The sequence below is a fragment of the Labrenzia sp. PO1 genome (assembly GCF_012273635.1).
Lineage (GTDB): Bacteria > Pseudomonadota > Alphaproteobacteria > Rhizobiales > Stappiaceae > Roseibium > Roseibium algicola.
Genome location: NZ_JAAXCR010000001.1, coordinates 143,086 through 156,802, shown reverse-complemented (window position 1 = coordinate 156,802; position 13,717 = coordinate 143,086). Strand labels below are relative to the sequence as shown.

Here is a 13,717-nt window from a genome sequence, read left to right as displayed (position 1 = left end):
ATGGACAATCCGGCTCTGGTCGACGTCACCCGCGGCACCGTGATCGAAAGCCTGCATCGGGGCAGCATTGCCATCGTCGATAGCGCCGGAAAGCTGGTTTTCGGTATCGGCAATGTGGAAGCCCGGGTGTTTCCGCGCTCCGCCATCAAGGCACTTCAGGCATTGCCCCTGGTTGAATCGGGAGCGGCGGAAGCGCTCGACTATTCAGATGCCGAACTGGCACTTGCCTGTGCGTCTCACAACGGCGAGGAAGTTCACGCCAATTCGGCACGGGTCATGCTGATGAAGGCAGGCCTTGCCGAAGACAATCTCGAGTGCGGCCCGCAGTGGCCCCAGCGGATGGAAGATGCAGCCAAACTTATCCTGGCTGATGAATCGCCCTGCGGCCTGCACAACAACTGCTCAGGCAAACATGCCGGTTTCCTTGGCCTGGCAAAGGTGATGGGTGTCGAGACACGCGGCTATGTGAACGCGGAACACCCTGTGCAACGTGAAGTTCGCAACGTGATGGAGCAGATGACCGGCGACACTCTGTCCGAGGATGTCTGCGGAACAGACGGCTGTTCAATCCCGACCTACGCTTCACCTTTGCGCAGCTTCGCGCGCGCCTTTGCCGCCTTCGGAACCGGTGAGGGGCTGGAGCCGCTTCGGGCAGAGGCTGCCGAACGGCTGTTTGATGCCTGCATCAACGAACCTTACATGGTTGCCGGGACAGGCCGTTTCTGCACCAGGGTGATGGAAGCTTTCCGTGGCCGAGTGTTCGTCAAGACCGGAGCCGAAGGTGTCTTCTGTGCTTCCATTCCCGAGCTTGGTTTCGGTGTCGCGCTGAAATGCGACGACGGAGCAACCCGGGCGTCCGAAGTGATGATGGCAACCGTTCTGGAAGCGATGCTGGAGCTGAACGATGATGAGGCAGCTCTGCTTGACGGCCTGGTGAACCCGCCGATCCTGACCCGGGTCGGTATCCAGGCCGGACACATCAAGCCGCGCGAAGAGTTCCTGACCGAGTTGAAAGCAGCGCTGCCTTAACAAGCCGGCGCACTCTCAGGCTTCATTCCTGGCTCTCACCTGTTTCCGTCTGGTTTCAGATGCCGCTTTTTCGGCTCTTGAGGCAGAGGCGTGTGACGAGCGCTTGTGATCTGGCTCAAAGATCTTTTTTCATCAGTACCTTGTTGCCGTTTCTTTCCATTTCACTCCAGCCCAGGTGCGCGTAAAGAGCAACGTTCTCAGGCATGGCGACATGGGTTGCCAGATGTATCTCGGTGGCTCCACTCTCACTGGCGAAGACCTCTACGGCTTCCATCAACAGACGTCCGATGCCCATGCCCCTGATATCCGGATCGACGGCTATGTTCATGAGATGAGCACTTTGGCCGTGGAGACCCAGGATTGCGCAGCCGACGATACGGCCATCCGTTTCGGCAACGAAGACCTGGTTTTGCCCGATGTCTTCCTCCAGGCCGGAAGAGACGTCCGGCAGGTCTGGCAAGGTTGATTTTACCGGTGCATAGGCCCTGTCGATGCATGTTTTCAGGGCCGGGACGTCTTGCAATTTGGCCATGCGGATGGCTGGTTGAGCGCTTGGTTCTGTCACAGGAGTTGTCTCATGGCACATCGTCCCGATTTGTCTTTCCGTTTCACCCACGCGATCACGCGCACGCCCGCCGACAGCGTGGCCGACGGCATCCGTGCGGTGGACACGGGCAACCCGAGTGGCGAAAAATTCAGGGCAGAACATGAGCGTTATGTCTCGGCCTTGCAAGAAGCCGGCTTGACGGTCGACGTTCTGCCGCAGCTTGAAACCTACCCGGACAGTTGTTTTGTCGAGGATCCTGCCTTCTGCCTGCCTGAAGGCGCCATCCAGCTTCGGCCGGGCACGGCCAGCCGGGAAGGCGAAGGCGCGGAGATCCGTGCGGCGCTGGAAAGCCGGTTCGCCAAGGTTGTCGACCTGCCGGGGAACGGTCATGTCGACGGCGGCGATGTCCTGATGCTCGATGACGTCATCCTGATCGGCCTGTCCGCCCGCACCGACCGGGAGGGCGCTGATGCCTTTGCCGGATTGCTGGGCGAGTGGGGGTACAAGGCCGAAGTCTGCGAGACGCCCGATGGCGTGCTGCATTTCAAGACAGCCTGTTCCACTCTTGGCGACGGCGTCATCCTGGCGACCAAGGTCATGGCAGACAGCGGCTTTTTCGGTGACCGGGAAATCGTGGTCGTTCCGGAAGGGGAAGATTACGCCGCCAACGTCATCCGTGTGAATGATGTCGTGATGGTGCCGGAAGGCTACCCGAAGACATTGGCAGCCATCGAGGCGGCCGGTTTCACGACCGTCGTCCTGCCGACCCACGAAGCCCGCAAGGTCGATGGTGGCCTGTCGTGCCTGTCACTGCGGTTTGCCCTGGACTGATTGCTCCAGAGCTTTGCAAGTCAAAAACCTGTTCGTCTCGATCCTGGGAATGCGCGGAAGTGCGTTCTCGGGATGAGTTCATTGAGAAGTATCTGGCTTTCAAACTCCATTGTCATGCCATGGCTTGACCATCGCATCCACGCCGTTTCCGCTCGTAAGGTTTTAACCTGAGTTGTGGAGAGAGCGGTCGACGGGATGTCTCTGAGGACGAGCGCGTTTGTGCCGGTCGGTCGGGTCAGTCAGGCGGCTATCTGGTTGCCGTGAACGGTGAGATTGTCGAATTCCGAAACATTGTTCAGTTCACCGGTCGCTTTTTCGAGCCAGCGGTAACCGTTGATCGCGCCCTGTTGCGAACCTTGAACGATGTTGTTGGTGATGACGGCAGCGCCCGCGCCATCAACCACGGTGACAGCAATGCCCGTGCCGCAGTCCCGAACAACGTTCTGGGAGGCTGCGATGTTGCGCATATAGGGGCCCCAGCCGAGCATCAGGCCGAATTTCGGTGCGCCCTCCACCACATTGCCGGTCAATGTCGTATCCGCTTCAACGGCAATGCCGATGCCGAAGCCGGCCACTTCCGGCGGGTAGGGGCCTTCCTTCTTGATGTTGCGGATCAGGTTGCTGGAGCAGACCGCCATACGGCCGCCATCCATGAAGTTGGCGATGGATATGCCGATCGTGCCGCCGTCAACGATATTGTTGGCAATGACCGCTCCCTGGAAACCGAACTCGGAATAGATCGCCGTTTCTCCGGAGCGCAGGCAGGAATTACCGATGATCTGGACGTTGGAACCTGCATTGGAGCGGATTGCGGAGAAGGCGCAATCCGCCACGCGGTTGTTGGAAACCATGACGCCATGAGCGCGGAATACATTGATGCCGTTGCCGAACTGGCCGGTGCCGCCGTAGCGGGCGCCGATACGTTCCACCCGATTGCCGGAAACGATGGTTCCGTCCTCGCCTTCGCGCCAGCGGTGCACCCAGATGCCGCCGTTGGCGCAGTCGGTCACCGTGTTGCCGGTTATGGCAAGGCCGTTGGCCTCGTTCGAGCGCAGTCCCGCTTCTGCGGCACCGGAGATCCGGCAATTTTCGACCCGGCCTGAACAGCGGTCCAGCAACAGTCCCATCTTGGAAGAACCGGTGATCTCGCAATTGTCCAGCGTGACGTTCTTGACGTTGATGAAATGTAGCAAGCCCTCGGTGAAATCGCCGATGGATCGATTGGCGCCATCGAAGGTAATCCCGGTCAGGCCGACATTGGCAACATCCTCGGCACGGATCAACTGACCGCCGCCGCCCTGGTAGACGAGCCGTGTTCTGCCGGGAACCCCGACAATCAATGTGCCAGAGGGAAGACGCAGATTGGCGACCGGATAGGTGCCGGCAGGCAGGAACAGCGCGCGACCACGCTCAACGGCACGATTGACGGCATTCTGGAATTGAGCGGTCTGGTCATCTGCCGCGTTGGGCAGAAGGCCAAGATCCTCTGAGTCGATAGAACCGCGCAGGTCTGCAACCTTCATCTGGGCCGTGGCGACTGTCCCGGAAAGACACAATGCTGTCCCGGCAAGAAACGCGCGTCGGTTCAGTTTTGAAAGATTACGTGTCATCGATCCGGCCAATTGCTTTCCGACGTCCCGGATTGGGATGCGTCTCAAGTGTCTATGGCTGAAATCGCAAGAGCCGTGCCGGATTGGCATTTGCGAGATCACACGCTTTAACCGGCGGAAAAAAAGAGACCGGCCAGGCACATGGCCTGGCCGGTCAGGTAACCGGTCTACAGGGGCAGAAGAGACCGGTCAGAGGCGATTAGAGGCTGCTCGGGTCGACGCTTTCCAGACCAACCCAGTTTTCGTCAGCCTTGGAAATGAAGCCCGGTACGTCCTTGTTCCAACGTTCCTGGATCGACGGTGCGAGGTTCAGGTAAAGCTTGTTGTCGACGATCTTCCACAGGTCCGGGTCACCATCGACCTTCACGCCCATGGCAGCACCGAAGGCGCAGAAACCGCCGTATTGCGGAAGATATTTTTCCGGGTTCTGCTTGAAGAGATCGCGGTTCTCTTCAGAGGCGAAACGGTAGGTGGCGCCGTTGTGAACTTCGGTAATGGCAATGTCGCCGTCCTGCGGAGCGCCATTGACGAAATAGGAAACCGGATCGACACCGCGCAGGGCCAGGCCGGTGATGGTGGCGTTGACGTCAAAACCGGCACCGAAAGCGCTGGAGACAAGCCCGGTGACGACGACCAGGGCGGCAACTGAGCCGCGAATGAGGTTTGCAAACATCTGAAGACACTCCCAAGGGGTTGAATTGGTCCGGCAAAGACGTGTTCAAGCGATCTTGAAATAGGAACCGATTGGTTCCTAATCGGTCGCACTTGACCAACCCTGCCGGTGGTTCCTAAATAGAGTTAGGAACCGAATGGTACAAAACACAAGCGCGTGACACGCGGTTGAGTTTTTCGTGAAGTGGCTTGACGGGAGAACGCATGGCAAGACCTCGGGAATTCGACGCCGATGAGGCATTGGAAAAAGCCATGGAGCTGTTCTGGGACGTTGGCTATGACGAAGCCTCGCTGTCCGAACTGCTCGATGCCATGGCCATTACCAAGGGTTCTTTCTACAAGGCGTTCCAGGACAAACAGTCGGTCTATCTGGCGGCACTCGACAGGTACAACGATCAGGTTGTCAGCAACACGGTCGCTTTTCTAGGTGACCCTTCAGAAGGGGCAGGGCGGGACCGGATACTTGCCCTGTTCGGCCGCATTGCCGACCTCGCCCAGAAAGATGGCGACAGGCTTGGCTGCTTTCTGTGCAATGCCCTGGTCGACAAGGCGGGGGGCGCAGAGGCAGAGGCAAGGCTGCAGGCCATGACAAGGCGTCTGGAAAACGGTTTTTACCGCGCGCTTCAGGACGATGGGCTTGAGGGGACAGAAGCTCGCGGCACCGCGCGCGGCGTACTGACAGCCTATTTCGGCTTGCGGGTTCTCGGCCGGGCGGGGTTGTCCGCCGACATGGCGGCCGACTGCATCCGCCAGGTCGAGAGACTGCTTGGCCGTGTGCATTGAGGCAGGGGCAGGTGGTATATTGAAGCTCGGGGACTCTGAAGCCGCGAAATACTGAATTTCAGATAACCCAATACCACCTCATCCTGAGGAAGCACGAAGTGCTGTCTCGAAGGATGGGCGACACATTCGGGAGCAAGCGGCCCATCCTTCGAGACGGGCTTTCAGCCTTCCTCAGGATGAGGGAGATGGGATGAGGGGAAAGTTCTTCAGGAGAGTGTCCCGAGCCTCCCCCTATCGCAGACGCCTTGCCAGTTCGCGCAGAATGCGGACCGCGGCTTCCTCGATGACAGGGTAGGCCGGTCTCGTATCGCGCGGACCTTTCGGCAAAGCCGGAACGTGAACGAAGATGCTGGCAATGCCCGAACCGATGGAATCCCATAAGGTGGCATTGCAGAGATAGGTTCCGGCGTTGGTGGAAAGCTGTGTGGGCGCACCTGCGGCAAGCGCAGCATCGCGCAGGGCCCTGGCAGGCAGGGTTGAGCTCCGCGCGCGCTCTTGAGAGATTGCCAGTTCCGGCCTCGCCGGTGCTCTGCCCAACGCATCCGGACGCACGCGCACGGCTTTGTTGACGGCCCTTGTTTCAATATTGATCGTTCGCCGTGTCCCGTCGACGCCGAAGTGCACGATGGCGTCTGGCGAAAGGGTGGTGCGGAGCCGGTCTGTGACATCCTCACGCCCTGCCCAGGTTGTCGGCAGGACATGGAAGACGAAGTCGACACCTGACTGATGCGCCCCAATGCGTTTGGCGAGCCGTCTCATGAGGCGCTCCGTCGGATTGACGGGTGCCCCGGGGAACGGTGAAAAACCGGTCACCAGAACAGTCTTGCGTCCTGAAGTGTTCATTCGCCAAGCCCCATCAAGGTCGCTAATTCGTCCACCGCGAGCGAGACAGCGGTCTTGCCGCCGCGCACTTCCTCCTCCAGGGATTTGAGACGGTCGGCGGTACGCGTGTTCGATGTCAGGGCTTCCATCATGCGCTGTTGAAGCATGTCCCACATCCAGGCGACTTGTTGTCCGCTGCGTTTTTGATGCCATTCACCGCTGGCCTGCATGCGCTCGCGAAACACCGTAATCTGCTCCCACAGGTGATCCAGCCCTTCGTTGGCGAGGCCAGACACCGTGATGACAGGCGGGGTCCATGTGGGCGACTTGGGAGCAAGAATATGCAGGGCTGCGCGATAGTCCGAGGCAGCGGTACGGGCACGGGTAGCGCCGTCGCCGTCGGCCTTGTTGACGGCGATCATGTCGGCGATCTCAAGAACGCCCTTCTTGATGCCCTGAAGCTCGTCACCGGCGCCAGGCAGCATCAGGACCAGAAAGAAGTCGACCATGTCGGCAACCGTGGTTTCCGATTGTCCTATGCCGACGGTTTCAACAAGGATCACGTCGTACCCGGCGGCCTCGCACAATAACATGGTCTCGCGCGTCTTCGCGGCGACCCCGCCAAGTGTACCGGCGGAAGGCGATGGGCGGATGAAGGCGTTCTGATCCACCGCAAGCTGCGCCATTCGAGTTTTGTCACCCAGGATCGACCCACCGGTACGGGTGGATGACGGATCGACCGCCAGAACGGCGACCTTGTGCCCGGCGGCAGTCAAGTTGGATCCCAGCGTGTCGATGGTCGTGGACTTGCCGACACCTGGCACGCCGGTGATGCCGACCCTGAGAGCCTTGCCTGTGAGAGGCAGCAGTTCCTGAATCAGATGCTGGGCAAGGCGGCGATGCTCGCGCTTGCGCGATTCCACAAGCGTGATGGCGCGGGCAAGCGCAGCGCGCTGTCCGGCTTTCAGACCGTCCGCCAGCTTCGCGGGGTCGAGATTTCGTGCCGTTGTCATCATGCCTCAAGGTGTTAGCGCAGGATTCGGCAAAGGTCACTGCCGCCAAAGGGTGAAGACGCATTCGCGACGCGTTCTGACGGCGCAAAACAGCGCCGAAACGGATGGAAACATTGAAACCCGCAGGCAAAAACGTGTTAGATACACGCCACTTCGATGAAATTCATTTTTGGTGCTGCATGACACCCTTGTCCTATCTGAAAGCCCCGTTCTGGGTTCTGGGTCTCGCCGGAACCGACAAGTCTCCGCGCAAGAATCCGCTTCTGGGAAGCGAGAGGCTGAATACCTGGGGCCTGCACAAGAAAAGAGTGCAGCTTGCGGCCGATCTTGCAGCACACAGACGCGCAAAGCTGGCGCATCTGGTTGATCGGGACCAGCAGGCTTTCTTCGATGAGAACGGCTATTTCCTGGTGAAGAACTTCCTTCCGGAAGAAACTTTCCGCCAGCTCAAGGATGAAGTGTTCAACCAGCCGTTCGAATCGCGGGAGATGCGTCAGGGCCAGGCGGTGACGCGGATGACCTTGCTGCCGCCGGAGGTGTTGCGCAAAAACGCTGCGTTGGCTCAGGCGGTGCGTGATCCGCGTGCGATCAACATGATCCGCTATGCCGCCTCGCAGGGTGGACAGCCTCTCAATTTCATTCAGACGGTCCTGGTGGAACCGTTGAAGGTGAAGAAAAAAGATCCGCAGTCCGATGCCCATGCAGATACGTTCCACGCGACGTCCAAGGCCTGGCTGTTCCTGCAGGACGTCGGCGAGGACGACGGGCCCTTCTTCTTCGTGCCGGGCTCACACAAGCTCACGAAGGAGCGGCTGGAATGGGAGTACGAATGCTCCCTGAGCGCAGCCAAGGACCTGAGGTCCCACCATGCCAGCGGGTCTTTCCGGATCAAGGCGGATGAGCTTGCCTCCCTTGGCCTGCCGCAGCCCAAGAAGATGGCGGTGCCGGAAAACACGTTGATCGTGGCCGATACCTTTGCCTTTCACGGCCGCACGCCGTCCGACAAACCGACAGTCCGTTCGGAAATCCACTGGCACATGCGCCGCAATCCGTTCCTGCCGTGGACCGGCGGCGACCTCAAATCCATGCCGGGTTTGAAGGACCGCGGCATGCCGGTTCTGATGGATCTTGCGGATGTGGCTGAAAAGACGCTGAAGCAGCGCAACGTGTGGCGCAAGGTGGGCGAAGTCATGGTGCGCTCGCAGCCGCATGTGTGAGGGCTGAGGTGTCTTCTGATTTCTTCGTTTCAAAGATCCGATAGTCAATTGTTCCCATCCAACCTCATCCTGAGGAGGACCATCAGGTGGGTCTCGAAGGATGGGACACTTGCTCAAGAGTGTGCCGCCCATCCTTCGAGACAGAGCTTTCGCGCTTCCTCAGGATGAGGGGGAAATTGGGGGTGATCTGTCGGAATGAACCTGGCCGGCCGCGTAACCGTCAGCTCTTCGGCGTCCAGAGGATCCGCTGTAGCTGTGCATCGAACAGGTCGTTTTCAGCCGGAAGGCGGTCGAACGGGCCGTCGTAGCCCGGGATCGCGTAGACCAGTTCCACGTTCGGATGGCCATCGGAATGGCAGATTGCCATGCCGCGCCACAGGTTCTGGCCGACACGGCAATCGGCACGTGAGGAGCCGATTTCCGAAAAGGTCATGCCGATCCGTTCGCCGTTCGGGCCCTGCAAGTGGTGTGTCACACCGTGGACGGTGCGGACCTTGCCGTTCTGACCCTTGAACACCTGCAACACCTGAAAGCCGTCACTGTTGAAAGCTGCAAGTGCCCACTCGGTGGAGTTTTCGTTGGCGGTTTGAATGCCTTCGGTGGTGAAGCCGGGCAGGGCTGCCTCAATGGCTTTCTGGCCGTATTGGGTTTCACCGGTAATGCCGCCGACATGATCTTCAGCGATTTGCACCAGCGTGATGTTGGATGTCCGCACCAGGCGCCCGGATGTGCCGTCCAGATCCGCCGTCGGTGCGCAGGCCGCTCCCGTAAGTGCGAAAAGGCAGGCAAAACCGATAGCAGTTAGACGCATGATGATACTCGGGCTGATTGGGCTGCGCCGAAGTGCGCAGAAGCGATACGGGATTTACCAAGTAACGTCTTGTTTGCAAAGAGAGCGATGCCCCCTGTGGACAGTTCCCGAAAGTTGCAGGCAACTGCCGCAGGGGCATCAAGGCTTGCGTTTCAGCGTGCCTGTCAGGTCTCGTCCCGGTTGATCCATTTGGGTGCGGAAGGGGGCGTATAGTTTTCGAACTGGCGGATCATATCCAGCGGAGAACTGGCGATCTGCGCCATGTCGCGCATCACCTGTTTGGTGAAACCCTGCTCTGTCTGGTGATCTAGGAAGGCGATCAGGTGATCGTAATAGCCTTCGGCATTGAGGAAACCGCAGGGCTTCTTGTGATAACCGAGCTGGCCCCAGGTCCAGACTTCGAAAATTTCTTCGAGCGTACCAACGCCGCCCGGAAGGGCTATGAAGGCGTCGGACAAGTCTGCCATCATCGCCTTGCGCTCATGCATCGAATCCACGAGATGCAGTTCGCTCAAACCCTCGTGGCCGATTTCCTTGTCCTGAAGAGATCGCGGCAGCACACCAATCACCTTGCCGCCGGCTTCAAGTGCCGCGTCGGCAACGGTGCCCATCAGGCCGACCTTGGCGCCGCCATAGACAAGCGTGTAGCCCTGTTCGGCGATGGCGCGTCCCGTTTCGCGTGCAATATCCGCATATGCCTCGAGAGCGCCGTAGCTGGAGCCACAAAAGACGCAAATGGATTTCATGTCTGTTCTCCGGTCGCTGAGGTGGCAGGCTCTGCCCTCAGGAATTTTGATCGTGTTCGATCCATGACACGCGGGCCCGTGGGCCCGCGTGTCATCTTCAAGGTCAGTCTTTGGCCAACTCGTCCAGAACCCGGGCCCAGGAACGGATGCCCTTGTGGAAGCTGGTCAGGTTGTATTTTTCGTTCGGCGAATGGATCTGGTCATCTTCCAGACCAAAGCCGATCAGCAGCGAATCCATGCCCAGCATGCGCTTGAAATCACCCACGATCGGGATCGAACCGCCCATTCCGATCAGCGCAGCATCCTTGTCCCATTCCGCCTTGAGGGCTGTCTTGCCCTTTTCCAGCGCAGGCATCGCAAAGTCGAGCCTGAGGGCAGGGCTGCCTTCCTTGGCAATGAAATCCACCGTGCAGTCTGCCGGGATCTTCGAGCGCACGTAGGCGCGGAAAGCTTCCTGGACCTTGTCCGGGTCCTGATCGCCGACAAGGCGGAAGGTGAACTTGGCATGTGCTTCGGCCGGAATCACGGTCTTGGAACCGGCACCCTGGTAACCGCCCCACATTCCGTTCACTTCAACGGTCGGGCGGGTCCAGAGATGTTCAAGCGGCATGCGGTCCTTTTCACCGCGCGGATATTTCAGGCCGACCTCGCCGAGGAATTCCTCGACCGAGAAACCGAGCTCGTCCCACATCTTGGTGACTTCTTCCGGCATGTCGATGACGCCGTCGTAGAAACCGGGCAGGGTCACCTTGCCGTTCTCATCGTGCAGGCCGGCAATGATCGAAGCGACGATGTGGTTCGGGTTTTGAGCCGAGCCACCATAGGAGCCGGAATGCAGGTCGCGGCTGGCAGCCTTGACGATGATCTCGTCGCCGACCATGCCGCGCAGCATGATGGAGATTGCCGGTGTTTCAGCGTCCCACATGCCGGTGTCGCACACGAGCGCAAGGTCGCAGGACAATTCGTCCTTGTTGGCTTCAAGGAACGGATGAAGCGACGGCGAACCAGATTCTTCCTCACCTTCGAACAGGATCGACACGTCGAGCGGAAGATCGCCGGTTTCTTCCAGGTAGGCGCGGGCCGCTTCCACGAAGGTCATCAGCTGGCCCTTGTCGTCCGCGGAACCGCGGGCAACGATGATCTTGCTGCCGTCCGGCTTTGTCTCGATGGCCGGGTCGAACGGGTCGCGCTTCCACAGGTTCAGCGGATCGACCGGCTGAACGTCGTAGTGGCCGTAGAAAAGGACATGCGGTCCCGGCTTGCCGGACTTGCGGTGACCGACAACCATCGGATGGCCGGTCGTGTCGCGTACCGATGCCTCAATGCCGATGTCGTTCAGTTCTTTTGCCAGCCATTCAGCAGCCTCACGGCACGGAGCCTTGAAAGCCGGGTCGGTGGAAATGCTCTTGATCTTGAGGAGGTCGAACAGTCGGTCGAGGCTGTTGTCGAGATTGGCATCGATGCGCGCCAAGACCTTGTCGATGGAACTCATGACGGATCCTTGAATTTTTGAACAGATAGGAGCAGGCCCGATGGACTCGGGCAATGTGAGAAGGCCCTAACAGGCCATATCGGCGCGCGTAGCGCAATTGCTTATTCAGGAAGCAGAAGACGGCCCGCAAAGCGCCGGCCGCCGATCCATCAGGCGGCCTGGATCTCTTTCTCGCCGGTGGCAGGTGCTGCGTCACCGGCCGTCTGTTCGTCCTGCAGACCCTTGTCTTGCGACAGATAGACGGTCGAGGAGGGATAGGCGATTTCAGATCCGTTGGCCTCGACGATCTCCCTTATGCCGAAGAGCAGTTCTTCCTGGATTTCCTGAAACGCTGCGACGGTGGTTGCCTGCACATAGGCATAGACGTCGACCGTGACAGCGTAATCGTCAAAACCGATCAGACGCACGCGAAGCGGATCTTCGATTACCTTTTCGTGGGCGAGGAGATAGTCGTGGATCGCTGCCAGAACGCGCTTCAGCGATGCCGGGCTCGTCTCATACCGCAGTTTGAGCTTGTGTCGGAAGTGAAACTGGTCGCGATAGCTGTAGTTGATGATCTTTCGTTTGGCGAGATCGGCATTGGCAACGGTAATGAGTGTTCGGTCGAGCGCCCTGATACGGGTTGAACGGATGCCGATGGATTCCACGGTGCCCGCCAGATCGTCGAACTGGCAGAACTCGCCGACGCGCACCATCCGGTCAGCATAGAGAATGATACCGCCGATCAGGTTTTCGATTGTCGGCTGGGCGGCAAGGGCAATTGCAAGACCGCCCACGCCGAGACCGGCGATGACACCGTAGATCGGAATGCCGATCTGAGTTGCGCCATACCCGAGCACGATCAGCGCGATGGCAAGGGAGAAAACCCGGAAACCGGTGCGCAGAAGGCTGACGTCAAGTCCGTCTCTTGCAGCCCCGGCACTGCTGGAAAACCAGACGTAGAACAGTTGCAGAAGCTGATAGACCATCCAGGCGGTCGCAGACCAGATAATGGCTGTCGTTGTCGTGCCGACTGCCACCAAAGGCATGCCTGTGATGTTGATCTGATCTTCGCACACATAGCGGAAGAGACTTGCGGCAAGGATCACGACAACCGGATTGAGGATCGCGTGGACGATGCGGGTACCTTCGTTCACGGAGACCGCACGCCACCTGCGCCAGCGAACGTAATATCCGAACACAACCGCGTAGAAGACGAGAAGTCCTCCAAGTGCCAGCCACTGCCAATACGCCTGGTCGGCAAAATGATACTGAAGCAGGTCAGGCCCGGCTTCAATGACGTCATACCAGAGCGGTGCAATCAGGTTGCCGGGGGTGTAGGTGTAGTATTCAAAGAGGTCTTCCCCGCGATCCGCGGTGATGGGCAGAACCCGTACAACTGCATAGTCTTCAGGAATGCGCTCAACGGAGGACCTGGAAAACAGGTACTGTCCGCGCAGTTCCCCTTCATCCTGGCGCAGCAGGTTGATGCTGGTGCCGGGAATGGTCCAATGGTCAGGCAAATCCGCCGCGTTGCCGACCTTTCGCGAGCTGCCTGCAGGCGAGCCGGGAATGTCTTCGAAAAGCGGCGCCGGGATACGGTCCAGGATCTCCTGAAGCTGCAGTGCAATCTCGACGCTGGCATTTTCCCGGGAAGTCACGGGAATGCCGCTGAGGTCGAAAGTCTGCGCGGCTTTTGAAAGAAGCGCACGTACCAGAACCAGTTTTTCCTCTTCGCTGTCCGACAGGAACAACCGGTTGCTGTCATCATAACTGTCCCGAACCGACATCCAGAGCGTGTTCACTTCGTTCATGATGTAGACGAAGCTTTCCAGTGTCGCACGCGGACTGGACGTGTCGGGTGGAGAAATCGGGTTGTCGCGCAGGTACTCCCGGGCGCGTGCCACCCGATTTTGATCCAGTGATCCTGCCCGCTCTTCCGTACTGGTGGGGGCTGCGCCGGGCTCCTGTGCACCGGCCATCGGCGCGCCGGTCAGGAGAACAGCAACCAGGGACAGCAGGAAAAGCAATTGCAGGGCCGAACCGAAGAGGCGCTGTTGCAAGCACTCAGCTTTGTATTGCGGTTGTGGCCGGTTTTCTCGGTAACGCATGTTGCCCCGTCTGCCGTTGTTTCGATTGCAGCCTTAACGGGAAGGGGTAACTAT

The 13,717-nt window shown here is 59.2% G+C and carries 13 protein-coding genes; 4 read left to right on the top strand and 9 right to left on the bottom strand.

The window, feature by feature from the left end; translation table 11 throughout:
• A complete protein-coding gene (locus HCG46_RS00785; RefSeq protein ID WP_062488426.1) occupies positions 1–1,029 on the top strand; it encodes an asparaginase in 1,029 nt (342 codons plus the stop codon).
• 115 nt (positions 1,030–1,144) lie between these two features.
• Here HCG46_RS00785 and HCG46_RS00780 read toward each other — a convergent pair whose 3' ends face one another.
• The gene (locus tag HCG46_RS00780) at positions 1,145–1,561 is read right to left on the bottom strand and encodes a GNAT family N-acetyltransferase (RefSeq protein WP_209009254.1); all 417 of its coding nucleotides are present in this window, start codon (positions 1,559–1,561) and stop codon (positions 1,145–1,147) included.
• Positions 1,562–1,606: 45 nt separating this feature from the next.
• Between HCG46_RS00780 and HCG46_RS00775 the strand changes: the two genes are divergently transcribed.
• Entirely contained in the window at positions 1,607–2,407 is an 801-nt protein-coding gene (locus tag HCG46_RS00775) for an arginine deiminase-related protein (RefSeq protein WP_168684088.1), read from the top strand.
• Between the two features lie 239 nt (positions 2,408–2,646).
• On the opposite strand, the gene HCG46_RS00770 is transcribed toward HCG46_RS00775, so the two are convergent.
• Both HCG46_RS00770 and HCG46_RS00765 read right to left on the bottom strand, forming a co-directional pair.
• Positions 2,647–4,017, bottom strand: a complete 1,371-nt coding sequence (locus HCG46_RS00770; protein ID WP_209009252.1) for a TIGR03808 family TAT-translocated repetitive protein — start codon at positions 4,015–4,017, stop codon at positions 2,647–2,649.
• Positions 4,018–4,216: 199 nt separating this feature from the next.
• Entirely contained in the window at positions 4,217–4,690 is a 474-nt protein-coding gene (locus HCG46_RS00765) for a YHS domain-containing (seleno)protein (RefSeq protein ID WP_023000956.1), read from the bottom strand.
• A 203-nt stretch (positions 4,691–4,893) separates the two neighbouring features.
• Here HCG46_RS00765 and HCG46_RS00760 point away from each other — a divergent pair, with 203 nt between their 5' ends.
• On the top strand, positions 4,894–5,472 hold the full coding sequence (locus HCG46_RS00760; RefSeq protein ID WP_023000957.1) for a TetR/AcrR family transcriptional regulator: 579 nt from the start codon (positions 4,894–4,896) through the stop codon (positions 5,470–5,472).
• A 231-nt stretch (positions 5,473–5,703) separates the two neighbouring features.
• On the opposite strand, the gene HCG46_RS00755 is transcribed toward HCG46_RS00760, so the two are convergent.
• Complete coding sequence (locus HCG46_RS00755; protein WP_168684086.1) at positions 5,704–6,315, bottom strand: peptidase C15; 612 nt, start codon at positions 6,313–6,315, stop codon at positions 5,704–5,706.
• Positions 6,312–7,310: a methylmalonyl Co-A mutase-associated GTPase MeaB gene (gene meaB, locus HCG46_RS00750; protein ID WP_145903473.1), complete on the bottom strand. Its 999-nt coding sequence runs from the start codon at positions 7,308–7,310 to the stop codon at positions 6,312–6,314. The genes HCG46_RS00755 and meaB overlap by 4 nt, the downstream gene beginning before the upstream one ends.
• A gap of 176 nt (positions 7,311–7,486) precedes the next feature.
• Between meaB and HCG46_RS00745 the strand changes: the two genes are divergently transcribed.
• Positions 7,487–8,524: a phytanoyl-CoA dioxygenase family protein gene (locus HCG46_RS00745; RefSeq protein ID WP_168684084.1), complete on the top strand. Its 1,038-nt coding sequence runs from the start codon at positions 7,487–7,489 to the stop codon at positions 8,522–8,524.
• A gap of 220 nt (positions 8,525–8,744) precedes the next feature.
• Here HCG46_RS00745 and HCG46_RS00740 read toward each other — a convergent pair whose 3' ends face one another.
• The 4 genes from HCG46_RS00740 to HCG46_RS00725 all read right to left on the bottom strand — a co-directional run bounded on the left by HCG46_RS00740 (position 8,745) and on the right by HCG46_RS00725 (position 13,615).
• Positions 8,745–9,335, bottom strand: coding sequence for a DUF1131 family protein (locus HCG46_RS00740; RefSeq protein WP_023000961.1), 591 nt, complete (start codon positions 9,333–9,335; stop codon positions 8,745–8,747).
• 164 nt (positions 9,336–9,499) lie between these two features.
• The gene (locus HCG46_RS00735; protein WP_023000962.1) at positions 9,500–10,081 is read right to left on the bottom strand and encodes a TIGR00730 family Rossman fold protein; all 582 of its coding nucleotides are present in this window, start codon (positions 10,079–10,081) and stop codon (positions 9,500–9,502) included.
• A gap of 103 nt (positions 10,082–10,184) precedes the next feature.
• Positions 10,185–11,573, bottom strand: a complete 1,389-nt coding sequence (locus HCG46_RS00730; protein WP_168684082.1) for a dipeptidase — start codon at positions 11,571–11,573, stop codon at positions 10,185–10,187.
• 149 nt (positions 11,574–11,722) lie between these two features.
• On the bottom strand, positions 11,723–13,615 hold the full coding sequence (locus tag HCG46_RS00725) for a mechanosensitive ion channel family protein (protein WP_209009250.1): 1,893 nt from the start codon (positions 13,613–13,615) through the stop codon (positions 11,723–11,725).
• Positions 13,616–13,717: the final 102 nt, after the last annotated feature.

Excerpts from the sequence above, each read along its gene's own strand:
- HCG46_RS00765 (WP_023000956.1), bottom strand. The coding sequence starts at position 4,690 with ATGTTTGCAAACCTCATTCGCGGCTCAGTTGCCGCCCTGGTCGTCGTC.
- HCG46_RS00785 (WP_062488426.1), top strand. The coding sequence starts at position 1 with ATGGACAATCCGGCTCTGGTCGACGTCACCCGCGGCACCGTGATCGAA.
- HCG46_RS00770 (WP_209009252.1), bottom strand. The coding sequence starts at position 4,017 with ATGACACGTAATCTTTCAAAACTGAACCGACGCGCGTTTCTTGCCGGG.
- HCG46_RS00780 (WP_209009254.1), bottom strand. The coding sequence starts at position 1,561 with ATGGCCAAATTGCAAGACGTCCCGGCCCTGAAAACATGCATCGACAGG.
- HCG46_RS00755 (WP_168684086.1), bottom strand. The coding sequence starts at position 6,315 with ATGAACACTTCAGGACGCAAGACTGTTCTGGTGACCGGTTTTTCACCG.
- HCG46_RS00735 (WP_023000962.1), bottom strand. The coding sequence starts at position 10,081 with ATGAAATCCATTTGCGTCTTTTGTGGCTCCAGCTACGGCGCTCTCGAG.
- HCG46_RS00760 (WP_023000957.1), top strand. The coding sequence starts at position 4,894 with ATGGCAAGACCTCGGGAATTCGACGCCGATGAGGCATTGGAAAAAGCC.
- HCG46_RS00775 (WP_168684088.1), top strand. The coding sequence starts at position 1,607 with ATGGCACATCGTCCCGATTTGTCTTTCCGTTTCACCCACGCGATCACG.
- HCG46_RS00745 (WP_168684084.1), top strand. The coding sequence starts at position 7,487 with ATGACACCCTTGTCCTATCTGAAAGCCCCGTTCTGGGTTCTGGGTCTC.
- HCG46_RS00730 (WP_168684082.1), bottom strand. The coding sequence starts at position 11,573 with ATGAGTTCCATCGACAAGGTCTTGGCGCGCATCGATGCCAATCTCGAC.
- meaB (WP_145903473.1), bottom strand. The coding sequence starts at position 7,310 with ATGATGACAACGGCACGAAATCTCGACCCCGCGAAGCTGGCGGACGGT.
- HCG46_RS00740 (WP_023000961.1), bottom strand. The coding sequence starts at position 9,335 with ATGCGTCTAACTGCTATCGGTTTTGCCTGCCTTTTCGCACTTACGGGA.